At 46.6% G+C, this 18,803-nt stretch carries 18 protein-coding genes; 8 read left to right on the top strand and 10 right to left on the bottom strand.

Annotation, left to right across the window (positions count from 1 at the left end):
* Positions 1–4: 4 nt before the first annotated feature.
* From menH to RJ47_RS08360, 3 genes are read right to left on the bottom strand one after another with little or no spacing between them, the layout of a single operon-like run.
* Positions 5–802, bottom strand: a complete 798-nt coding sequence (gene menH / locus RJ47_RS08370; protein ID WP_039483138.1) for a 2-succinyl-6-hydroxy-2,4-cyclohexadiene-1-carboxylate synthase — start codon at positions 800–802, stop codon at positions 5–7.
* Positions 792–2,522, bottom strand: a complete 1,731-nt coding sequence (gene menD / locus RJ47_RS08365; RefSeq protein ID WP_039483136.1) for a 2-succinyl-5-enolpyruvyl-6-hydroxy-3-cyclohexene-1-carboxylic-acid synthase — start codon at positions 2,520–2,522, stop codon at positions 792–794. Before menD ends, menH begins: the two co-directional genes overlap by 11 nt.
* Positions 2,523–3,830, bottom strand: coding sequence for an isochorismate synthase (locus tag RJ47_RS08360; protein WP_038134147.1), 1,308 nt, complete (start codon positions 3,828–3,830; stop codon positions 2,523–2,525).
* A 219-nt stretch (positions 3,831–4,049) separates the two neighbouring features.
* Here RJ47_RS08360 and RJ47_RS08355 point away from each other — a divergent pair, with 219 nt between their 5' ends.
* The 3 genes from RJ47_RS08355 (at position 4,050) to RJ47_RS08345 (ending at position 7,360) form a co-directional block, all read left to right on the top strand.
* Positions 4,050–5,264 carry a pyridoxal phosphate-dependent aminotransferase gene (locus RJ47_RS08355; RefSeq protein WP_038192601.1) on the top strand — a complete coding sequence of 405 codons (1,215 nt, stop codon included), beginning with the start codon at positions 4,050–4,052 and terminating at the stop codon, positions 5,262–5,264.
* 77 nt (positions 5,265–5,341) lie between these two features.
* Positions 5,342–5,941: a 5'-deoxynucleotidase gene (yfbR, locus tag RJ47_RS08350; RefSeq protein ID WP_005472963.1), complete on the top strand. Its 600-nt coding sequence runs from the start codon at positions 5,342–5,344 to the stop codon at positions 5,939–5,941.
* Positions 5,942–6,043: 102 nt separating this feature from the next.
* Positions 6,044–7,360 carry an anti-phage deoxyguanosine triphosphatase gene (locus tag RJ47_RS08345; RefSeq protein WP_039483132.1) on the top strand — a complete coding sequence of 439 codons (1,317 nt, stop codon included), beginning with the start codon at positions 6,044–6,046 and terminating at the stop codon, positions 7,358–7,360.
* A 2-nt stretch (positions 7,361–7,362) separates the two neighbouring features.
* On the opposite strand, the gene RJ47_RS08340 is transcribed toward RJ47_RS08345, so the two are convergent.
* Both RJ47_RS08340 and RJ47_RS08335 read right to left on the bottom strand, forming a co-directional pair.
* The gene (locus tag RJ47_RS08340) at positions 7,363–8,733 is read right to left on the bottom strand and encodes an HD-GYP domain-containing protein (RefSeq protein ID WP_039483129.1); all 1,371 of its coding nucleotides are present in this window, start codon (positions 8,731–8,733) and stop codon (positions 7,363–7,365) included.
* Positions 8,734–8,891: 158 nt separating this feature from the next.
* The gene (locus tag RJ47_RS08335; RefSeq protein WP_039483126.1) at positions 8,892–9,500 is read right to left on the bottom strand and encodes a tRNA-uridine aminocarboxypropyltransferase; all 609 of its coding nucleotides are present in this window, start codon (positions 9,498–9,500) and stop codon (positions 8,892–8,894) included.
* A gap of 3 nt (positions 9,501–9,503) precedes the next feature.
* Between RJ47_RS08335 and rrtA the strand changes: the two genes are divergently transcribed.
* The gene (gene rrtA, locus RJ47_RS08330; RefSeq protein WP_039483123.1) at positions 9,504–10,070 is read left to right on the top strand and encodes a rhombosortase; all 567 of its coding nucleotides are present in this window, start codon (positions 9,504–9,506) and stop codon (positions 10,068–10,070) included.
* 95 nt (positions 10,071–10,165) lie between these two features.
* Complete coding sequence (locus tag RJ47_RS08325; RefSeq protein WP_039483120.1) at positions 10,166–11,614, top strand: DEAD/DEAH box helicase; 1,449 nt, start codon at positions 10,166–10,168, stop codon at positions 11,612–11,614.
* 112 nt (positions 11,615–11,726) lie between these two features.
* On the opposite strand, the gene RJ47_RS08320 is transcribed toward RJ47_RS08325, so the two are convergent.
* From RJ47_RS08320 to sohB, 5 genes are all read right to left on the bottom strand, one after another.
* Positions 11,727–12,173, bottom strand: coding sequence for a PTS sugar transporter subunit IIA (locus RJ47_RS08320; protein ID WP_038192613.1), 447 nt, complete (start codon positions 12,171–12,173; stop codon positions 11,727–11,729).
* Positions 12,170–13,426, bottom strand: coding sequence for a PTS ascorbate transporter subunit IIC (locus RJ47_RS08315; RefSeq protein ID WP_038134135.1), 1,257 nt, complete (start codon positions 13,424–13,426; stop codon positions 12,170–12,172). The genes RJ47_RS08320 and RJ47_RS08315 overlap by 4 nt, the downstream gene beginning before the upstream one ends.
* 11 nt (positions 13,427–13,437) lie before the next feature.
* Positions 13,438–13,707, bottom strand: coding sequence for a PTS sugar transporter subunit IIB (locus tag RJ47_RS08310; protein WP_038134134.1), 270 nt, complete (start codon positions 13,705–13,707; stop codon positions 13,438–13,440).
* A 277-nt stretch (positions 13,708–13,984) separates the two neighbouring features.
* Complete coding sequence (locus tag RJ47_RS08305; RefSeq protein ID WP_039483115.1) at positions 13,985–14,467, bottom strand: hypothetical protein; 483 nt, start codon at positions 14,465–14,467, stop codon at positions 13,985–13,987.
* A gap of 209 nt (positions 14,468–14,676) precedes the next feature.
* Positions 14,677–15,738 carry a protease SohB gene (gene sohB, locus RJ47_RS08300; protein ID WP_039483112.1) on the bottom strand — a complete coding sequence of 354 codons (1,062 nt, stop codon included), beginning with the start codon at positions 15,736–15,738 and terminating at the stop codon, positions 14,677–14,679.
* 90 nt (positions 15,739–15,828) lie between these two features.
* On the opposite strand from sohB, the gene RJ47_RS08295 reads away from it, so the two are divergent.
* The 3 genes from RJ47_RS08295 (at position 15,829) to RJ47_RS08285 (ending at position 18,803) form a co-directional block, all read left to right on the top strand.
* Positions 15,829–16,572 (top strand): YciK family oxidoreductase, encoded by a 744-nt coding sequence (locus RJ47_RS08295; protein ID WP_005473051.1) that lies wholly within the window; start codon positions 15,829–15,831, stop codon positions 16,570–16,572.
* A gap of 150 nt (positions 16,573–16,722) precedes the next feature.
* Positions 16,723–17,400: a translesion DNA synthesis-associated protein ImuA gene (gene imuA, locus RJ47_RS08290; RefSeq protein WP_039483109.1), complete on the top strand. Its 678-nt coding sequence runs from the start codon at positions 16,723–16,725 to the stop codon at positions 17,398–17,400.
* Between the two features lie 2 nt (positions 17,401–17,402).
* A complete protein-coding gene (locus RJ47_RS08285) occupies positions 17,403–18,803 on the top strand; it encodes a Y-family DNA polymerase (RefSeq protein WP_039483105.1) in 1,401 nt (466 codons plus the stop codon).

Here is an 18,803-nt window from a genome sequence, read left to right as displayed (position 1 = left end):
TGACTCAATGCGACGAATTTACGTGCGCATCGATTTGAGTTTTCACAATTGCTGCAAATGCTTGAGGCTGTTCAACATGAACATTGTGCCCAGCATCAACAACTTGGCTGAAAGACAGACCGCTTTGTTCGGCCAACTGACTAAACTTCTTGTCTTTCTCGCCACAAATATAGTGTGTTGTTGTACTCGACGACTTTAGCGCGTCGAGCAAATAATCTTGTTTAGCTAATGACGTCGCCATCAACATGTGCGCCACTTGCGGGCCTAGGTTAGCACTGCGTTTAGCAATCAGTTTTTGTCTTTGCTCATGATTTAGTGAACTAAACACGGGTTGCTGATACCAATCGCTTAACACCTGCTCAATAGGCTCTGATTCGAATCGTTTTGCCCAGCGTGAATCATGGTTAAGTCGAGCAATTTTGTCTGCCTCATGCTGCAAACCGAAATTGCCCCCTTCAACGATAAGTTGCTGAATATTCAGGTTCGCGAAGTGATTATGGACCACCCCATTCATCGCAATACGGGCACCAAGGGAATATCCAATCAGTACTATAGGGCGATGTGGCGCAATTTGAGTGAGCAGCGTGTCAGATATTTGATCACAGCACTCTTTGAAATCGTGACAAGTTGAAAATGCGCTTAATCCATGACTAGGGAGATCAATCGAGAGTGCCGGATAGTCCATCAAATGAACGAAAGTCTGCTGCCAATCTTCACCCGAGCCGAGTAAACCATGCAAAAACACCAACACTGGCTGTTGGTGTTTCTCGGTAAATGAATGATTTGCGTGACTATAAAGCATGGACTTGCTGGATAAATTCCTTAAGTTGAGAGGAGGCCTGTTCCGGCGGCGTTTGCACTTCCACCACTAAAGTGCCTTGGCCTTGTTCCAAATGTGAACCTACTACCTGCAGATAGTCTGGCAAGGTTTCTGGCTTGGCATACTCTAACTGGAACTGCTTCGCGGCATACTCGAAATCATAGCCATGCGGCATTTGATAGAGCGCTTGTTTTTGCTGCTCAGGCACCGGCAGTAAATCAAAAATCGCCCCACCGTCATTATTGGTCACCACCACAACGACAGGTGTCGTACTATGGGTAAGCAGCGCCAGCGAATTCACATCGTAAAGCAGCGATGTATCACCGATAAACACCACGGTTGGCTTGCCTGTGGCACGAATGACACCACTGGCCGTTGCAATTAAGCCATCAATCCCCGAAGCGCCACGATTGGTATACACTTCACGCTCATCTAAGCGACTGAACATGTCCACCAGACGGACAAAAAGACTGTTACCCACAAACAACTGCGACTGCTTAGGTAATTGATTTAACGTCAGTGCCAAGCCGATTTCAGACAACGACACATCGGTACTTAAATGCACACCCGCTAACGATGAGATGTGTTGGGCATAACTTTTAGCATCATGCGCCCACCCTTGTTTGGTCGACGCAGTAGGCAATAACCTTTCATCGAAAGACTCTAGCCACTCTGCCACTTCGCATACATGATGCTGCTGCATCAAATGGGTTTGATTATTTCGATCAAGCCTAGGAGATACGAAATGGTAATCCGCTCCACGACTTTCCACCTGCTGAGTCAACCAATGATTGAGTCGCTTAGAAATGATGCGCGAGCCGAACTGCAACACCAACTCACATTCATTGAGTGCATGCGAGGCAGAACGGTTTTTCAGCCACAAGTCATAGTGAGACCAGTCTGACCCCACACCCGATTGAGGATCGCACAAAAGTGGCCAGCCAAGCTTGTCCGCGAGCTGAGCGACTTTTTGCGCTTGTTGTAATGTCACACTGCCAAGAACGACGACGCCTTTTTTCTCAATGAAATAACCGACATCGATATGGGGCTTTGGTGAGGCAAGGTGCTTGGCACTGAACACGCGACCACTTTGCCACCAGTCTCCAAGCTGATCCATGTAGTCTTGATAGAGCGTCGCAGACTCATCGCTGTAAAGAGGCTCTGGAAATGGGCAGTTGATGTGAATCGCGCTGCCTTGGTTAGCCTGCTCCGCCATCACTTGATCGACACTCGTCAACAGCCATTTTAGCGGCACTTGCAGCGAAGGACTTGGCAGCTCAAGCGATGCCGACACATGGTTTGAAAAAATGCCCGATTGCTGAATCGCTTGGTTCGCACCGCAAGAAACCAACTCAATGGGTCGATCGGCAGTGAGTACAACGAGTTTCTCGCCCGTTAATTTTGCTTCAGCAATGGCTGGGAGTAAGTTCGCCACCGCTGTACCCGACGTCACCACAATCGCGACCGGCTTTTGGCTTGCTTTGGCGAGACCTAAAGCTAAAAAACCCAATCCCCGCTCGTCAAAATGCGTATGGAGGGATAATTGAGTGTGTTGATCCGCTTCAAGTGTCAGTGGTGTTGAACGAGAACCAGGCGCAATACAAATATCGCTAACGCCAAAGCGGGTTAGCTCTTCAAGCAAGGTTCTACACCAAATTCGGTTGACCACAGCTTGATTAACACAAGGTAGTGCATGACTCATTTAAGACGCGACTCCCAATGGTGGGTTATCTGATATGAGTGAGAGTAATGTCGACATCTTCTTATCGAGCTCTTGCCATTCATACTCAGCAACTGAGCCCGGAACAATCCCTGCACCAGCAAATAACTGAACTTGATCATTAAGGACTAAAGCGCTGCGGATTGCGACACAAAACTCGGCGCGTTGGTGGCTAATAAATCCCATAGATCCGGCGTACCAACCTCGAGCGAACGGCTCGTTTTCACGAATAAACGCCATCGACTCTTTTCTTGGTAGGCCTGCCACGGCAGCAGTCGGTTGCAGCGCACTGAGCAACTGAACGCCATTGACCCCTTTGTGGAGGTGGGCATGAATACTGCGCTTTAAATGCTGCACTTTACGCAGACGCACCAAACGAGCCTCTTGCTCAACTTCGACGCGTTCTGAATGAGGCGATAGACGCTCTATGATGTCATCCACCACATACTGGTTCTCATTGAGGTTTTTGCTGTCATTAGCCAACCAGTTTGCGAGCTCCATATCCTGACTGGCATTGAGGCCACGTCCTATCGTGCCAGCGAGTGCTTCGGTGTAAAGCTCTTGCCCTTGGCGCAAATAAAGACGCTCAGGTGTTGAGCCAATAAAGGAGTGCTTTCGGTCTAAAGAGAGCATGAAGTGGAAGCTGTGATGATTGTGCAAGTAGCTTGATTTTAGAAATTGCGAGGCGCACAGCGGTGCACTTAATGTAACGGCGGTTTTTCGCGCCAATACCACTTTTTTGAAATCGTTATTTTCTATACCAGTCAGCACTTTTTCCACCAACTGAGACCACTCTGCTTTCTCTGGCGTATGCTGGATATGCTCAATATGAGCAGAGACTGGAAGCAGCGGCGTAACTTCATGCTGCAACTTATACAAACTCGCCAAAGTGCGATGCTTATCCGCACTCAAATTGGCCGCCAAAGACCAAGTTTCGTCAAAGCGAATTAACTCAATTTGCGGTAAGAAGAAAAATGAAGACATGCAGCGACGATTTTTGTCCGTCTGGCCATCGAACGATCGCCCTCCCCATATGCGCTGATCATCAGCCAAAATCGCGTAAGCAGGCGCCGGCTCAACAAACGTATGCAGTTGCCCTAATGCGACCACTTCTTCGCGAGTATCGCGAGATTGCCAGTAAAACTTGGGAAAAAGCGGTTGCGCTTCTAGCCAATCAATAAATGCAAAGTCAGGTTTTTCCTCAAGAACTTGAACCAGACGGGTAACACCGTCCTTTGCATCCTTTACGCGTTCAATCAGTTCAGTGACGGCTTGATGAAAATAGGACAAATCAGCCTCGTATGCATGGGGAATAATATTTATTTTAGGTGATTACTGTATTTATAGACCCTACTCAAATCAAGGTTGCAACTAATGTTTTGCAAAATCCTGTGATAACGGACGTGCTACAAGGGGTGAAATCTAGGCACTCAGCCAGATTTTTATTCTAAAAAAAATGTTTTTGATGTAGTTTAATAAAGAAATTCAATTATTTTTAGGTTTTAATCAATGCAAAATATCGGGATGTCGTCAAAACTCGACAATGTCTGCTATGACATTAGGGGTCCTGTACTAAAACATGCTAAGCGCATGGAGGAAGAGGGGCATAAAATACTGAAGCTAAACATTGGCAACCCCGCCCCATTTGGCTTTGACGCCCCTGACGAAATCCTGGTTGATGTGATTCGTAACCTGCCGACGTCTCAAGGTTATTGTGATTCGAAAGGCATCTACTCAGCGCGAAAAGCCGTGGTGCAACATTATCAGCGCAAAGGCATCCGCTCTCTTGATGTTGAAGATGTTTATGTGGGTAATGGTGTATCAGAGCTTATCGTGATGGCCATGCAAGCTCTGCTCAATAACGGCGACGAAATGCTCGTCCCTGCGCCAGACTACCCTCTTTGGACAGCTTCTGTGGCACTGTCGGGCGGTAAAGCGGTTCACTACATGTGTGACGAAGAAGCAGACTGGTACCCAGACCTTGACGATATCAAAAGTAAGATAACGCCAAAGACGCGCGGTATCGTGCTTATCAACCCAAACAACCCAACGGGTGCGGTTTATAGCCGAGATTTCTTGCTAGAAGTGATCGAAATTGCTCGCCAGCACAAGCTGATCATTTTTGCCGATGAGATTTACGATAAAGTCCTATACGATGGCGCCACACACACCTCAGTAGCGACATTGACGGAAGATGTCCTTGTCGTCACCTTTAATGGCCTTTCGAAGGCGTACCGCGTTTGTGGTTTCCGTGGCGGTTGGATGTTCTTGACTGGACCAAAGCATCAAGCGCAAGGCTATATTAATGGTTTGGATATGCTCTCTTCTATGCGCTTGTGTGCCAACGTCCCTATGCAGCACGCAATCCAAACCGCGTTGGGTGGTTATCAAAGCATCAATGAACTGATCCTACCTGGCGGTCGATTGCTCGAGCAACGTGACAAAGCGTGGGAGTTGGTCAATCAAATTCCGGGGGTCTCTTGTGTTAAGCCCAAAGGCGCGATGTACCTATTCCCGAAAATCGACACTAAGATGTACAACATCAAAGACGACCAAAAAATGGTGCTCGACTTCCTAGTTCAAGAGAAAGTGCTCTTGGTTCAAGGTACCGGCTTCAACTGGCCTAAACCTGACCACTTCCGCATCGTCACCCTACCGCATGTAGAAGACTTAGAAATGGCTATTGGCCGATTCGAACGCTTCTTGTCGACCTACAGTCAGTAGTAATCAGGTATTATTTTTCATATGCTTAAAGGGTACTCAATGAGTACCCTTTTGTTTTTGCGCCAAGGAGTCTTTACATGCCCAATACCAACCCAAAGGAAAGCCACTTTTTCGCCCACCTTGCCCGCATGAAACTCATTCAACGTTGGCCACTCATGCGCTCTGTCTCAACAGAAAACATCTCGGAGCACAGCCTGCAAGTCGCGTTTGTCGCTCACGCTTTAGCGCTCATCAAAAACAAAAAGTTTGGCGGAAGTCTTAACCCTGAACGAATCGCCATTCTCGGTATGTATCACGATACCAGTGAAGTGTTGACGGGGGATTTACCCACACCGGTGAAGTACTACAATCCTGACATTGCCAAAGAGTACAAAAAAATCGAGGCCGCAGCAGAGAAGAAACTTCTATCCATGTTGCCGGAGGAGTTCCAAGAAGACTTTGCGCCTTATCTCGTCTCTCAGCAAGCACACCCTGAGGATGCCGCCATTGTTAAGCAGGCTGATACCATTTGCGCCTACCTCAAATGTTTAGAGGAGTTAAGCGCTGGCAACCATGAATACGCGTTAGCGAAAAAACGCTTGGATATTACGCTTAAAGAGCGCCATACCCCCGAAATGGATTATTTCCTCAATACGTTTGCGCCCAGTTTTGAACTGTCACTCGACGAAATTAGCTGATCGAACGTATTTGACCGCTTAGCAGGCAAACCTTCTGTTTCAGGCCGCTTGAAGTCACAAACTTAAGCGTGTACGGTAAGAAAAAACTCAGGGAGACTGCCTATGACGTTTAAAATCAGCGATTTATGGCATGAACGTCATGACGACGAGCACAAAATTCGTCGTGATGATCACCGTAGCCCATTCCAACGAGATCGTGCCCGCATCTTGCACTCGGCAGCATTTCGTCGCTTGCAGGCAAAAACGCAAGTCCACGGTAATAGCTTTGATGACTTCCATCGCACGCGCTTAACTCACTCGCTTGAGGCCGCTCAACTTGGCACTGGCATTGTCGCGCAACTGAAAAAGAAACAACCTGAGTTTCGTGATTTGCTGCCCAGTGATAGCTTGATTGATTCGCTTTGCCTCGCGCACGATATCGGCCACCCGCCTTATGGTCATGGCGGAGAAGTTGCACTCAATTATATGATGCGTGATCACGGCGGCTTCGAAGGCAATGCGCAAACATTTCGCATTGTCACCAAGCTCGAACCCTACACCGAACATTTCGGGATGAACCTCTCTCGCCGAACCTTACTTGGATTGATTAAATACCCTGCCATGATCAGTCAAACCCGAGCCGCGATTCTGCCGCAGAGTGTTTCTCATCAACGTCAGTTAAGAGCCAGAGACTGGACACCAGCAAAAGGCTTATACGACTGTGACCAAGATCTCTTCGATTGGCTTCTCTCCCCGTTGAGTGGCAAGGATAAAGCGCTGTTCAGCGCCATGCGCGACGAAACATTAACAGAAACGCGGCACAAGAAAACGCGCTATAAATCGCTCGATTGTTCCATTATGGAATTGGCCGATGATATTGCTTACGGAGTTCACGACCTCGAAGACGCAATCGTATTGGGCATGGTCAATCGCCATCAATGGATTGAAGGAGCAGCCAGTCAATTGGCAGACTGCGGTGATCCTTGGTTTGAAAAGCACATCATGTCCATCACAGATATGCTGTTTGCAGGTACTCACTTTCAGCGTAAAGACGCGATAGGCGGAATGGTGAACGCTTTACTAACCAGCATATCGGTCAAGCCAGTGGATGCGCCGTTTGAGTGTGAATTGCTGTCATTCAACGCCTTTCTTGAACCGACCATGGCAACGGCGCTCGACATTTTAAAGCACTTTGTCAGCGACTATGTGATTCAGGTGCCACACGTTCAAGTTGTCGAGTACAAGGGACAGCAGATCATCATGGATATTTTTGAAGCGCTCAGCGCCGATCCAGAACGCCTGCTACCAACTCAAGTTCGTCATCAATGGTCGCAAAAGGCGACCGAAACCGAAGGCTACCGCGTCATCGCAGATTACATCTCTTCGATGACAGACGGACACGCTCAGCGTTTACATCAGCAGCTCTTTTCTTCTCACTAACGTTACGGCTGCTCAGCAAAGTAGTGACTGGGCAGCTTTTTAATCGCCTTTTTGAGCGCGTTAAAACAACGCTCATCAATCGCTGTATGTAAGTTTTCTTCCATTATCTCGAGTGTTTTAGGCACTGGAATAGCACCACGATAAGGTCTTTCCGCGGTAATCGCATCGAAAATATCTGCTGTAGTAATAATTCGAGTTGCTAGAGGAATCTCGTCAGCGGTTAACTGCTTCGGATACCCTGTACCATCAAGTTTTTCATGGTGGGCGCCGGCTATCCAAGCCATCTCTTTGAACGGTTTTAAATGACTAAGAATCGACTCGGTTAAAGCAGCATGAGATTTCACCGCTTCCCATTCATCGTCATCCAACTTACCTGGCTTGTCTAAAATAGTGTTACTGACCCCTAGTTTACCTAAGTCATGGAGTAGCGCAGCGCGCTTTAACCATTGTCTTTCGTCGCTCTCGATGCCAAGCTCCTCAGCAATAAGCTCGGTATACACGGCAACGCGTTCACTATGCCCTGACGTATAGGGGCTCTTTGAATCGACAATTTTACCAAATGCACTCACGATGCAGTTTAAGTACTCTTCGTCGACCATAACTTGAGCTTTGGCAGGAGCTAGCGTCATCACTCGTTCGGACACATCAAAGGCATTGAGTCCTTCAATAAATTCGGTCTGCTGGGCGATCGTACAAAAGATGTCGACCAATGCTGGATCAAACCAGCTGCCACTTCGCGCTTTTACTTCCGCAATAGCCGTCGTGAGGTCATGTTCAAACTGGAAGACATCCACCACTTGTGCCAATAGAGCAATACGAGAAAATAGCGGTATCTCTTGATGTTTGAGTTGTTCTGGCCTGCCTGTTCCATCCCAGTGCTCGTCCAAGCTATGTACACCATCAGCAACCGCGTCACGAAACCTGAGTTCACGAGCGACTTCTGCCCCTCTGGTACAGCGCGTTTCAATCAACTCTTGAGCGTAATCGGCGCCATTTTTCAGGATATCGATGGTGGTTGAAATACGAGTTACCCAACTTTGCCCAATACCTGTGTTTTTCACCACAAAATTAATCGCACTGGATAAACTGGTTCCGACCGTTTTGTAGTTGCGTTTGAAAGCGCGGTCGTCGGTCATGTAGAGCTCACAAATTCGCGCGGCATTGCTACTACAACCTGCATCTTTGAGTAACAGCGTAAAGAACAAATCATACAGTTGCTGGTCGGTAAGCTGCATTCGTTCACCAATATGCATTCCAATCCAGCAACAGCGAGTACAGTGCTCAGGCGGTTGTCCTTCGGTCATGTCAAGCGCTGTGGTCAACGAGAGCATTAACTCAGACAATGGGATCATTTGGTTGAGATGAGTCTGCATTCAGCTTCCTTGATGAGCAGGGCAATTATTCTTTCGCCCATTTTGATGAGTAACGTACACTCTATGCTAGTCAATTAGTACCACATCAACAAGTTAGCCACTCTCTCCTGGATAAGAATATGTATATCAAGCCAGCGGTGCCATCAAATAAATGAAGGCTAAGAAAGGTAGTTTTTTTCAAACACGCCGGGAGGCATCTGCTTGATCTGAAACTCTATCATTTGATTAAAAGCGCTAATCAGTGGCGAGAAGTCTGCCTCCGGCTCAAGCAATTGCAGAATATGATAGCCTGCTTCAACCGTTGATAGGCTATTGTCGCTCGGCGCTTTACGGATTCGGTAGTTGCCTTGCAAATTCTCGGGTAGCCGAATTAGAGGAAGTGTCTGTAAGTTGCTCGACAACTGCCACATCTTATAGGCTTTTTTCCATGTCCCATCGAGTAAGATAATGCGCACATTTTGCTCTTGCGCCACTTTGCTTGACACTTGCTGATGACTGTGCGCCCCTTCACCGGGATAGAGGACAAAATGGTGAACCCCTTCTTCTGCCAGTAATTGATTGAGCTCCGAGTGCTCGGAAAAGTTTTCATCAACGAAGCAATAGCTATTGGCAAGAGACAAACTTAATATCCGCGCGGTACCCATAGGCCTGTTCGTTTCACTGGGATGCTGTAGAATGACCAACTCTACCTTCGAGGGTAGGCTTTGTATCCACTCGCAAATACACGCTTTGAGTGATTTTCCACATTGAGAACAGTATCGAGACATAGAGTGCGTTTTTATTTTCCGTTAATAGCTGTCAGTTTAGTTTGTTTAGGACTGCAGTTTGAACCTCTTGCTTCACTCACTGAGTGGCATCGCCAATGGATTTCTGAGGGTCAATGGTGGCGAATCCTATCAGGAAACTTCACCCATACCAACTTTGCACACCTAGTCATGAATTTAGCAGGCCTTTGGGTCATCCACTTTATTTTTAAGCCTGAGCACCGCAGCTTTATTTTTGCTTTATTCTTCATAAGCCTAGCGGTTGGTTTACTCAATTTATTTAGCGATATGACCAGCTATGTCGGCCTCTCAGGTGTGCTGCACGGTTTATTCGCCTATTTTGCTTTGCAAGAAGCTCTCAATGGTCGAAAAAGCAGTTGGCTACTGGTAATCGGTGTTCTTGCCAAGGTGACGTGGGAGATGACGATGGGTGCTTCCCAGTCCACGTCTGAACTGATTCAAGCACGCGTCGCCGTGGAAGCCCATATGTATGGTGCACTTAGCGGATTGATACTCGGCTTTTTCGCAACCAAACCGCCTTTGCTTGGCCACTTATCAAACAATGAACGATAATTTGTGTTGATGTTATTACCTAAAGGGCTCAGAATGGCGCCCTTTTTCTCGCCCGCTAATTCGAGCCGCGAGTCACTTCATACAGAGAACAATATATGGGTTTTACCTCTTTAGGCCTTTCTGCCCCAATTCTTAAAGCGATTGAAGAACAGGGATACGACAAACCGTCCCCAATTCAAGAGCAAGCCATTCCTGCCGTATTACAAGGCAAAGACGTAATGGCGGCAGCGCAGACAGGTACAGGTAAAACTGCTGGCTTCACTCTGCCAATTCTTGAACGCTTAGATAATGGCCAGCGTGTAAAAGGTAACCATATCCGTGCATTGGTTCTGACTCCAACTCGCGAGCTAGCCGCTCAGGTTCAAGAGAACGTTTTCAAATACAGCCGTTACCAACGTCTTACGTCTCAAGTTATTTTTGGTGGCGTGAAAGCGAACCCACAAATGATGAAGCTACGTAAAGGCTGTGATGTGCTGGTCGCAACGCCAGGTCGCCTACTCGACCTGTACCAACAAAAAGCGATTAAGTTTGATCAACTCGAAGTACTTGTTCTGGATGAAGCCGATCGCATGCTAGATATGGGTTTCATTCGTGACATTCGTAAGATTCTGGCTTTGCTGCCTGCTAAGCGTCAAAACCTGCTTTTTTCTGCAACCTTTTCTGCGGAGATTCGCGAGCTCGCCAAAGGCTTGGTTAATGACCCAATCGAAGTTTCAGTAAGCAAAGAGAACTCCACTGCGGTTACCATTGAACAAAGCATCTACCCAGCAGACAAACGCAAAAAAGCGCCAATGTTGGTGAAGATGATCAAAGACGGTGATTGGAAGCAAACCCTAGTGTTCTGTCGAACCAAGCATGGCGCTAACCGCTTAGCCTTTTTCCTCAACAAAGAAGGCATTACCGCGGCGCCAATTCACGGTAACAAGAGCCAAGGCGCTCGTACTCGCGCTCTAGCAGATTTTAAATCGGGTGAAGTAAAAGTTCTGGTTGCAACAGATATTGCCGCACGTGGTATCGACATCCCTCAGCTGCCGCAAGTAGTTAACTTTGAGCTGCCAAACGTATCGGAAGACTACGTGCACCGCATCGGTCGTACTGGTCGTGCGGGAGAAGTGGGTAAAGCGTACTCCTTAGTAGAAGCCGCAGAAGCCAGCGAGCTGTTTGGCATCGAGCGTTTAATTCAGCAAGTTCTTCCTCGCCTTGAATTGGAAGGCTTCAAACCGACAAACGAACTGCCTGAATCAAAATTGGATACGCGACCAATTAAAGCGAAGAAGCCCAAAAAACCGAAAAAGCCAAAAGTAGATCATCAGGACGGTCAACGCTCAGGTGATAACGCTCGTGGCAATAAACCTGCTGGTAAAAACAAGCGTCACTTTGGTCACAACAAGCCAAACGGAGAAAACCGTGGTAACAGTGGTCAATCAAAACGTAAACCATCAAACACCAAGCCAAAGAGCAACAACGCTGGCAATAGCGGAAACGGTCAGCAACGCCGTAAACCAGCCAATCGCAAACCAAGCGGCCAAGCGAAAGCTCAATAAGATTTAAATCAAAACGCTCCTCACTCAGGAGCGTTTTTTATTCGCCTCATAATGAAAAAGCCCTCGTGACTAGCGAGGGCTTGATACTTTTCAGTAAGGGGGAACTATTTCGTTAGTACTTATTTAGAATCTCAGCAATAGCCGATTCGTTTTCTGCACTAATGATCGCGTCAATGTCATCATCGTTTTGAAACAGCTCAGACAACGCAACAATCGTTTGAATATGACTGTCTGAATCTAGCGCAGCCAAAGTGACGGAGAAAAACACATCACCGTTATCTTCGGACTCTAAATCCACACCATTCTTAAACACTGTGATTTGCAGAGCGGCTTCATTGACACCATCTTCTGGGCGAGCATGAGGCATTGCGATTTTCGGCGCCAGTACATAGTATGCACCGATTTCTTTGTGTTTCTGTTTAATCGCCTCTAGGTAAGTAGCATCCACCTTGCCCTGCTCAAGCAACTTAGAACAAGTGATATCAAGTGCGTTGTCTACCGTTAAGTTTTGCTCGTTTGAGATAACAATGTTATCGCCAATCAGATTCATAATGCTCATGATACTAACCACCCTAGAATCAGACCAACCACACCGAAGTCAAAGTCAGCGAATGTTGTTGCTTCAAGACCTAGGCCACCAAGAACCGGAAGAAGAAGCATTGGTAGGAACGAGATACACAGGCCTTGTGTGAACGAACCTAGAATTGCACCGCGTAGACCACCTGTTGCGTTACCGTAAACGCCTGCCGCACCGCCCACGAAGAAGTGAGGCACAACACCTGCAACGATAATCGTCCAATCAAACATGCCTTGGATACCCATCGCGACAAGACCTGCGGCAAACGATGATAGGAAACCGATAAGTACCGCATTTGGTGCAACTGGGAATACCATTGGACAGTCTAGTGCTGGTTTTGCACCTGGTACGAGCTTGTCAGAGATACCTTTAAACGCTGGAACAATTTCTGCAATTAGCATCTTCACACCTTGCAGTACGATGTAGACACCACCTGCGAATGTTAAAGATTGCATAAAGGTGAATACTACCCAGTTTTGACCACCTGATACGGTTTCAACAAACTCACCACCAGCGATGATAGAAGCAAACATGAAGAAGATTGCCATGGTTGTCGCGACCGCTACTGGTGTATCACGTAGAAACATTAAGCTCTTAGGTACATTAATGTCTTCTGTTGTTTTCGACGTATCACCAAACTTGCTACCAATGTAACCAGATACCAGGTAAGAAAACGTAGAGAAGTGACCCATTGCAAGCTGGTCAGTGCCCATGACTTTCTCAGTGTATTTCTGAGCAAGTGCTGGCATGATCACCATCAGCGAGCCTACTATCACAGAGCCCATAGCCACTAATACAGTGCCTTTGATGCCCGCTGTAGATAGGATTACAGCAACAAGCATAGACATGAACATAGTGTGGTGGCCCGTTAAGAAAATATATTTTAACGGAGTAAAACGAGCCAATAGAATATTTACTACGAAAGCAAAGAACATAATTAATGCCATTTCGTAGCCAAACGCTTCTTGAGCTAATGCTACGATTGCTTCGTTATTTGGAATAACACCACTTACACCAAATGCTTCGGTAAATACCGTTGAAAAATGATTTAGCGCACCAACAAGTGCACCCGCACCAAAACCTAAAATTAGGAAACCCATGACGGTTTTAATAGTGCCTTTCAAAACGGTTGATATATCTGACTTTTGTGCAATCAATCCAACAAAAGCAATTAAACCAACCATGATTGCTGGCTCTTTTAATAAGCCAAGCATGAATTCAAAGAAATTAGCCATAATTTACTTCCTTACATGAAAGTTTTTAATTGTTCTTCAATAGACGCTTTATCAAAAATATTTGCTAGGCTAACAATATTTGTTTTACCCGCTTCAGCTAATTGGTTTGCGACATCAGTTGCGGCTACCCAAATATCAGCACTACTTGATGCTGCTGAAGAGAGATCTTCATGATCTACCTCTGCATCCAGACCAATTTTTCCTGCAACTTCTTTAACGGCCATCTCCATCATCAATGAAGTACCAAGGCCATTACCGCATACAACCATAATCTTTTTCATAATATTCTTCTCGTAGGGTTTTAATCAGAAAGCTGTGTGCTTTCGTTTATTCGTTGAGATGGATAATATCCAAATCGCCCCAAAACAGAATAGATCACCATCACAAAACCAAAATGACCTCGTGACCAAGATCACGCAAAATGAAGTTTCAAACACACAATTTGTCACTAACACCTCGAAAGGAGCGGTAAACAAAAAGCATGTTTGAAATAAATAATATCGAGAGAAAAATAAAGTGTGATCTGGCGTTATGAACGGTGTTAAATAATAGCTGTGGTTATTTCCCGTAGTCGGAAAGCATTTTCTTCAAAAGACTATTAACATCTTTGGTCTTTTTATTTCTTTTAGTTAGAGCGCTTAAAGATGTGGGCATTTCAGGTTTAGAGCATTCTGTGTCTTCTTCTACTCTATCTCGTAATTTTTGCACGGCGGGAAGTAACATACGAATTTCTTCACCATGCTCATTTTCAAGAACCACAATGTTCTCAGACTCAACTTGAATAATAGTTAAAATGCCATGCTTAACTGACTCGACTCTTTCACCGACCATCGACGACTGAGGTGGAACAGAACGATCAGAAACTTGTCCACTGCGCAGTTTTGCCGCAGTAATAGAACGAATATTTCCGGTATTTTCAAACGCCACAATAACGGTATGCGTGTTGTAGTATTCAATTACCGTAACATAGCCATGTTTTTTTGTTTCAAATCGAGCGCCTATTTGCATATCGTGTGGCGCTTCTTGTTTTTTAATTAACATCCAGTGTACCTAGGACTTCTGTAAAAATCCGACATGAAGTAAGTATATACCCTGCGTACCACATTATAAATGGTTACCCTACGGCTTGTGGGAGTTTCTATTTCACCTATTCGCGGGAATCTAGTGGCCAACATGACTACACGTTATCCCCTGATACAAAAAAGCGCCATCATTCGATAGGCGCTTTGATTCTACAAGTGTGACTTTATTTAGACGATTGGGCGCTGTCCGCGGTCGATCAGCTTCATCAGTACGTTGTCTGCAGCCTCACCTGCCATGCCAGCAAGCTTAGAGGTCAGCTTCCTCTTCTCAACGTAATGAATAGCAAGTACGGTTTTATCTTTGCATGCTGCCACAACAAGGTCATCAGAGGTCTTAATTTCATCAACTAAACCAAGCTCGTGGGCTTGAGTTCCGAACCAATGTTCCCCTGTCGCAACTTTGTCTAACTCGAGTTCTGGGCGACGTTCACGGATAAAGTCTTTGAACAGACCGTGGGTTTCTTCCAACTCTTGCTTGAATTTCTCACGCGCCTTATCGGTGTTTTCGCCAAACATAGTCAAAGTACGTTTGTATTCGCCTGCTGTTAGCTGCTCATACTCAATGTCGTATTTTTTCAGTACTTTATTGAAGTTCGGCAATTGGGCAATCACACCAATTGAACCCACAATCGCAAACGGTGCAGAGACAATTTTATCGGCGATACACGCCATCATGTAACCGCCACTGGCCGCGACTTTATCCACGGCAATTGTGAGTGGCAAATTCGCGGCTTTAATTCGATCAAGCTGTGATGACGCCAATCCATAGCCGTGAACCATACCACCACCAGATTCCAGCCTCAGTAGTACTTCATCGCCTTCACGTGCCACCGCTAGAATCGCAGTCACCTCTTCACGTAGCGAAGCGACTTCTTTAGCATCAATGCTGCCTTTGAAATCCAAAACAAATAAGTGAGGCTCACGTTTGCTGTCCAGATCGCCCTCTTTTGAGGCTTTCTTGATCTCTTTCTCTCGTGATTTGTTTTTCTCTTTTTCTTGCTTCTTCTCTGCTTTGTCACGCGCTTTAATGAAAGCGGCATCGTGCAGATGGTGCTCTAACTGCTCAACCGTGTTTTTATGCTGCTCAGTGAGGTTGGTAATTTCCAGTTCACCCTTCGCGCCGCCGCTTTTACCGCCTACCGCTTTGGCAAAAACTAGAATCGCTACAATCGCGACCACAACAGTCACAATCTTGGCCAAAAACAGGCCATAGTCCAATAAAAATTCCAATGCGATTATCCTCTAATAGTGCGAATTAGTGTATTGTAACCACCATCTTACGGAATCATAAAGTAAATCATTACAATAAGGATACAGATCGTGGATTATGCTGTTTCTTCAGATGCCCTGAAAGGCAAAGTCATCTTGGTTACTGGCGCGGGCGCGGGTATCGGTAAGCAAGCGGCACTCTCTTATGCAGAGCGTGGTGCTACGGTGATCTTGCTTGGTCGTACAGTGAAAAAGCTGGAGCAGACCTACGACGAAATTGAAGCGGCAGGTTACCCTCAGCCAGCCATTATTCCACTGGATATGAAAGGGGCAACCAAGCAAAACTACCTTGATATGGCGGATACCATTGAAGGTCAATTTGGTCGCTTAGATGGCGTTTTACACAATGCCAGCCTATTGGGAGTCATCAGCCCATTTGATCAAATCGGTGAAGATACTTACGACGATATTATGCAGGTCAATGTGAAAGCACAATTCTTGATGACTCAAGCGATTTTGCCGCTACTGCACAAATCAGACGACGCGCGTATTGTGTTCACCTCTTCAACAGTAGGTCACAGCGGTCGCGCTTTTTGGGGCACGTACGCGATGTCTAAGTTTGCTACTGAAGGCATGATGCAGGTACTGGCTGATGAGTTAAGTGATACACACATTCGCGTGAATGCAATTAACCCTGGTGCCACTCGCACCGCAATGCGCGCCAAAGCTTATCCAGCAGAAGATACCGATTTGCTCAAAACACCACTGGATATTATGCCGCTTTACCTCTACCTGATGAGCCCTGAAAGTAAAGACGTGAATGGTCAGTGTATCGACGCACAACCAAAAAAATAACTCGAACAGCTGATTTATTTTCCAAATAATAATCAACGCCTTGTGTTCTCAACTCAGAAACACAAGGCGTTTTTTTATCCGCTCGACTCGTCTCGCTATTGCCGATAGTTCACAAACAATTATACTGTATATATATACAGGTATTTTGTTATGTATGAACTGATCGAACATCTCAAGCAGAAACAGTGGCTTTGGCAGGGTAACCAGACTCCCGAGTCTCAAGACTATTACACAACGGGGTACTCGTTACTCGACCAAAAGCTAGAAGGTGGATTCCCTAAACATGGCGTTGTTGAATTACAATCGCCGCAGGGAATTGGTGAACTACGTTTGCTGATTCCACACCTACAACAGACTAGCCAAGAGCGCTTAGCGGTATTCATTCAACCGCCGGGTTACCTATGCGCGCAGCACCTTGCTTCACAAGGCATCGATTGTAATAAAGCCCTACTCATTTATCCCAAAAGCCAAAAAGAAGCGTTGTGGGCCGCAGAGCAATGCTTAAGAAGCGGTGCATGCAGTAATGTTTTGCTCTGGGCGACAGAAATCGAAGTTCACCAAGCTCGGCGGTTGCAAGTCGCGAGCGAAACGGGCAACAGCCTCTCTTTTCTCTTTAAGTCGGGGCAAAAAAATCGCTTCTCGCTTCCTGTTAGCTTAAGCATGACATTACAGCCCCATGCCCTTGGTCTTGAAGTGGCGATAACCAAACGTAAAGGAGGGTGGCCACACGGCAGCTTTGTACTGGATATGCGCCATTACTGGCCATCTTTGACAGTGCAGCCCAGCCAGCCGGTTATCTTGCCCTTTCCATGGCGCAGGCAGGGGTAGCGATGCAGCTTTGGATCTATCTTCACTTCCCTACCTTGCAGCTTGACGCACTTTACGCCGAGCAATCAGAACAGCCTTTGATCATCGTCGAAGGTAAACGTTTTCAAGTTGTACAACGTAATGCGCTGGCTAAAGAGCAAGGTATTGATCTTGGCATGGGGCTTGGCAGCGCCAGTGCATTATGCCAACAACTGCAAGTACATCCTTATGATGAAAGTGTTGAGCATAAGACATTGCTCGATATTGCCCAGTGGCTTTATATGGTCACCTCAGATATTGCTCTTTTCCCGCCTCAAGGCATTTTGCTCAAGGCCACCGACATGCTTTCTCTTTATGGCGGGCTTAAGGCTTATTGGCAACACGTTTTTCGTCACCTTAGTACGCTTAAACTGACGTTTCATTTCGCAACTGGGTTTTCGCCTTTCTCAGCGATGTTATTGGCTAAATCAGGAAGCCAATTCATCTGCCATGATAAGGATGAGATCGTTCAGCGCCTCCAACGCTACCCTCTGATTGCCACTGAGCTCGACCCGAAACAAGTGGAGACCTTATCCCGCGTCGGTGTGACTCATTTGCATCAATTACTTGAACTCCCCATGCAAGACATCGCTCGTCGATTCGATATTGATTTGATGAACTACGTAGGGCGATTGATGGGGCAATTCAAACACCCGATGGATTTCTACCATCCACCAGAGCAGTTCCAAAGTTATCTGGAACTGCTGTTTGATATTGAGCACATTCAATGGCTGGAAAAACCACTCGGCAAGCTACTCAGCAAGCTAGAGATCTTTCTTACTCTACGTAATCAAGTTGGCTATGAACTCGCATTAACTCTCCACCAGCGCGATCATCAAGACAGCTCGGTAACCTTTACATCCGCCTCTGGTGACTACTTGGCTCATCGTTGGATGACGCTATGCCAACTTACTCTTGAATCCATCAAGCTAGAGGCACCAGTGCAAGGGCTCACTCTCAGCCTGATTCGCGGGGGGGAGCTCGAGTCGAGCAGTAAAGACATTTTCGCCGGCCACCAAGGGCAGCAAAGCGAACTTGAGCTGATTGGCTTGTTGCAAGCAAAACTCGGTCATGAGCGGGTTCGTAAAGTCGCGATGAGTGATGACCCAAGGCCAGAAAAAGCCACCCTGCTCTGCTCACCGGACCTACCCATTCCGCTAAAGCCCAACATCCAACGTCTTCGCCCTTCTTTGATGATGCCAGAGCCTGAGCCTTTAGCTGAAAAAGTCAGCATAATTCATGGCCCTGAACGCTTTGTGACAGGCTGGTGGGACGGCGATGAAATGACACGGGATTACTTTATCGCACGCAGCGATGCAGGACGCTGGCTGTGGGTGTTTCGCAACCAACAGATGCAATGGTTTCTGCACGGTGTATTTAGTTAG

It is taken from the genome of Vibrio sinaloensis (assembly GCF_000808535.1).
GTDB lineage: Bacteria > Pseudomonadota > Gammaproteobacteria > Enterobacterales > Vibrionaceae > Vibrio > Vibrio sinaloensis_D.
Note: the sequence above shows the minus strand (reverse complement) of the source record. Positions and strands in the feature narration are given on the sequence as shown.

Coding starts and splice junctions, on each gene's coding strand:
- menH (WP_039483138.1), bottom strand. CDS start 802: ATGCTTTATAGTCACGCAAATCATTCATTTACCGAGAAACACCAACAG.
- menD (WP_039483136.1), bottom strand. CDS start 2,522: ATGAGTCATGCACTACCTTGTGTTAATCAAGCTGTGGTCAACCGAATT.
- RJ47_RS08355 (WP_038192601.1), top strand. CDS start 4,050: ATGCAAAATATCGGGATGTCGTCAAAACTCGACAATGTCTGCTATGAC.
- yfbR (WP_005472963.1), top strand. CDS start 5,342: ATGCCCAATACCAACCCAAAGGAAAGCCACTTTTTCGCCCACCTTGCC.
- RJ47_RS08345 (WP_039483132.1), top strand. CDS start 6,044: ATGACGTTTAAAATCAGCGATTTATGGCATGAACGTCATGACGACGAG.
- RJ47_RS08340 (WP_039483129.1), bottom strand. CDS start 8,733: ATGCAGACTCATCTCAACCAAATGATCCCATTGTCTGAGTTAATGCTC.
- RJ47_RS08335 (WP_039483126.1), bottom strand. CDS start 9,500: ATGTCTCGATACTGTTCTCAATGTGGAAAATCACTCAAAGCGTGTATT.
- RJ47_RS08325 (WP_039483120.1), top strand. CDS start 10,166: ATGGGTTTTACCTCTTTAGGCCTTTCTGCCCCAATTCTTAAAGCGATT.
- RJ47_RS08320 (WP_038192613.1), bottom strand. CDS start 12,173: ATGAGCATTATGAATCTGATTGGCGATAACATTGTTATCTCAAACGAG.
- RJ47_RS08315 (WP_038134135.1), bottom strand. CDS start 13,426: ATGGCTAATTTCTTTGAATTCATGCTTGGCTTATTAAAAGAGCCAGCA.
- RJ47_RS08310 (WP_038134134.1), bottom strand. CDS start 13,707: ATGAAAAAGATTATGGTTGTATGCGGTAATGGCCTTGGTACTTCATTG.
- RJ47_RS08305 (WP_039483115.1), bottom strand. CDS start 14,467: ATGTTAATTAAAAAACAAGAAGCGCCACACGATATGCAAATAGGCGCT.
- imuA (WP_039483109.1), top strand. CDS start 16,723: ATGTATGAACTGATCGAACATCTCAAGCAGAAACAGTGGCTTTGGCAG.
- RJ47_RS08285 (WP_039483105.1), top strand. CDS start 17,403: ATGCAGCTTTGGATCTATCTTCACTTCCCTACCTTGCAGCTTGACGCA.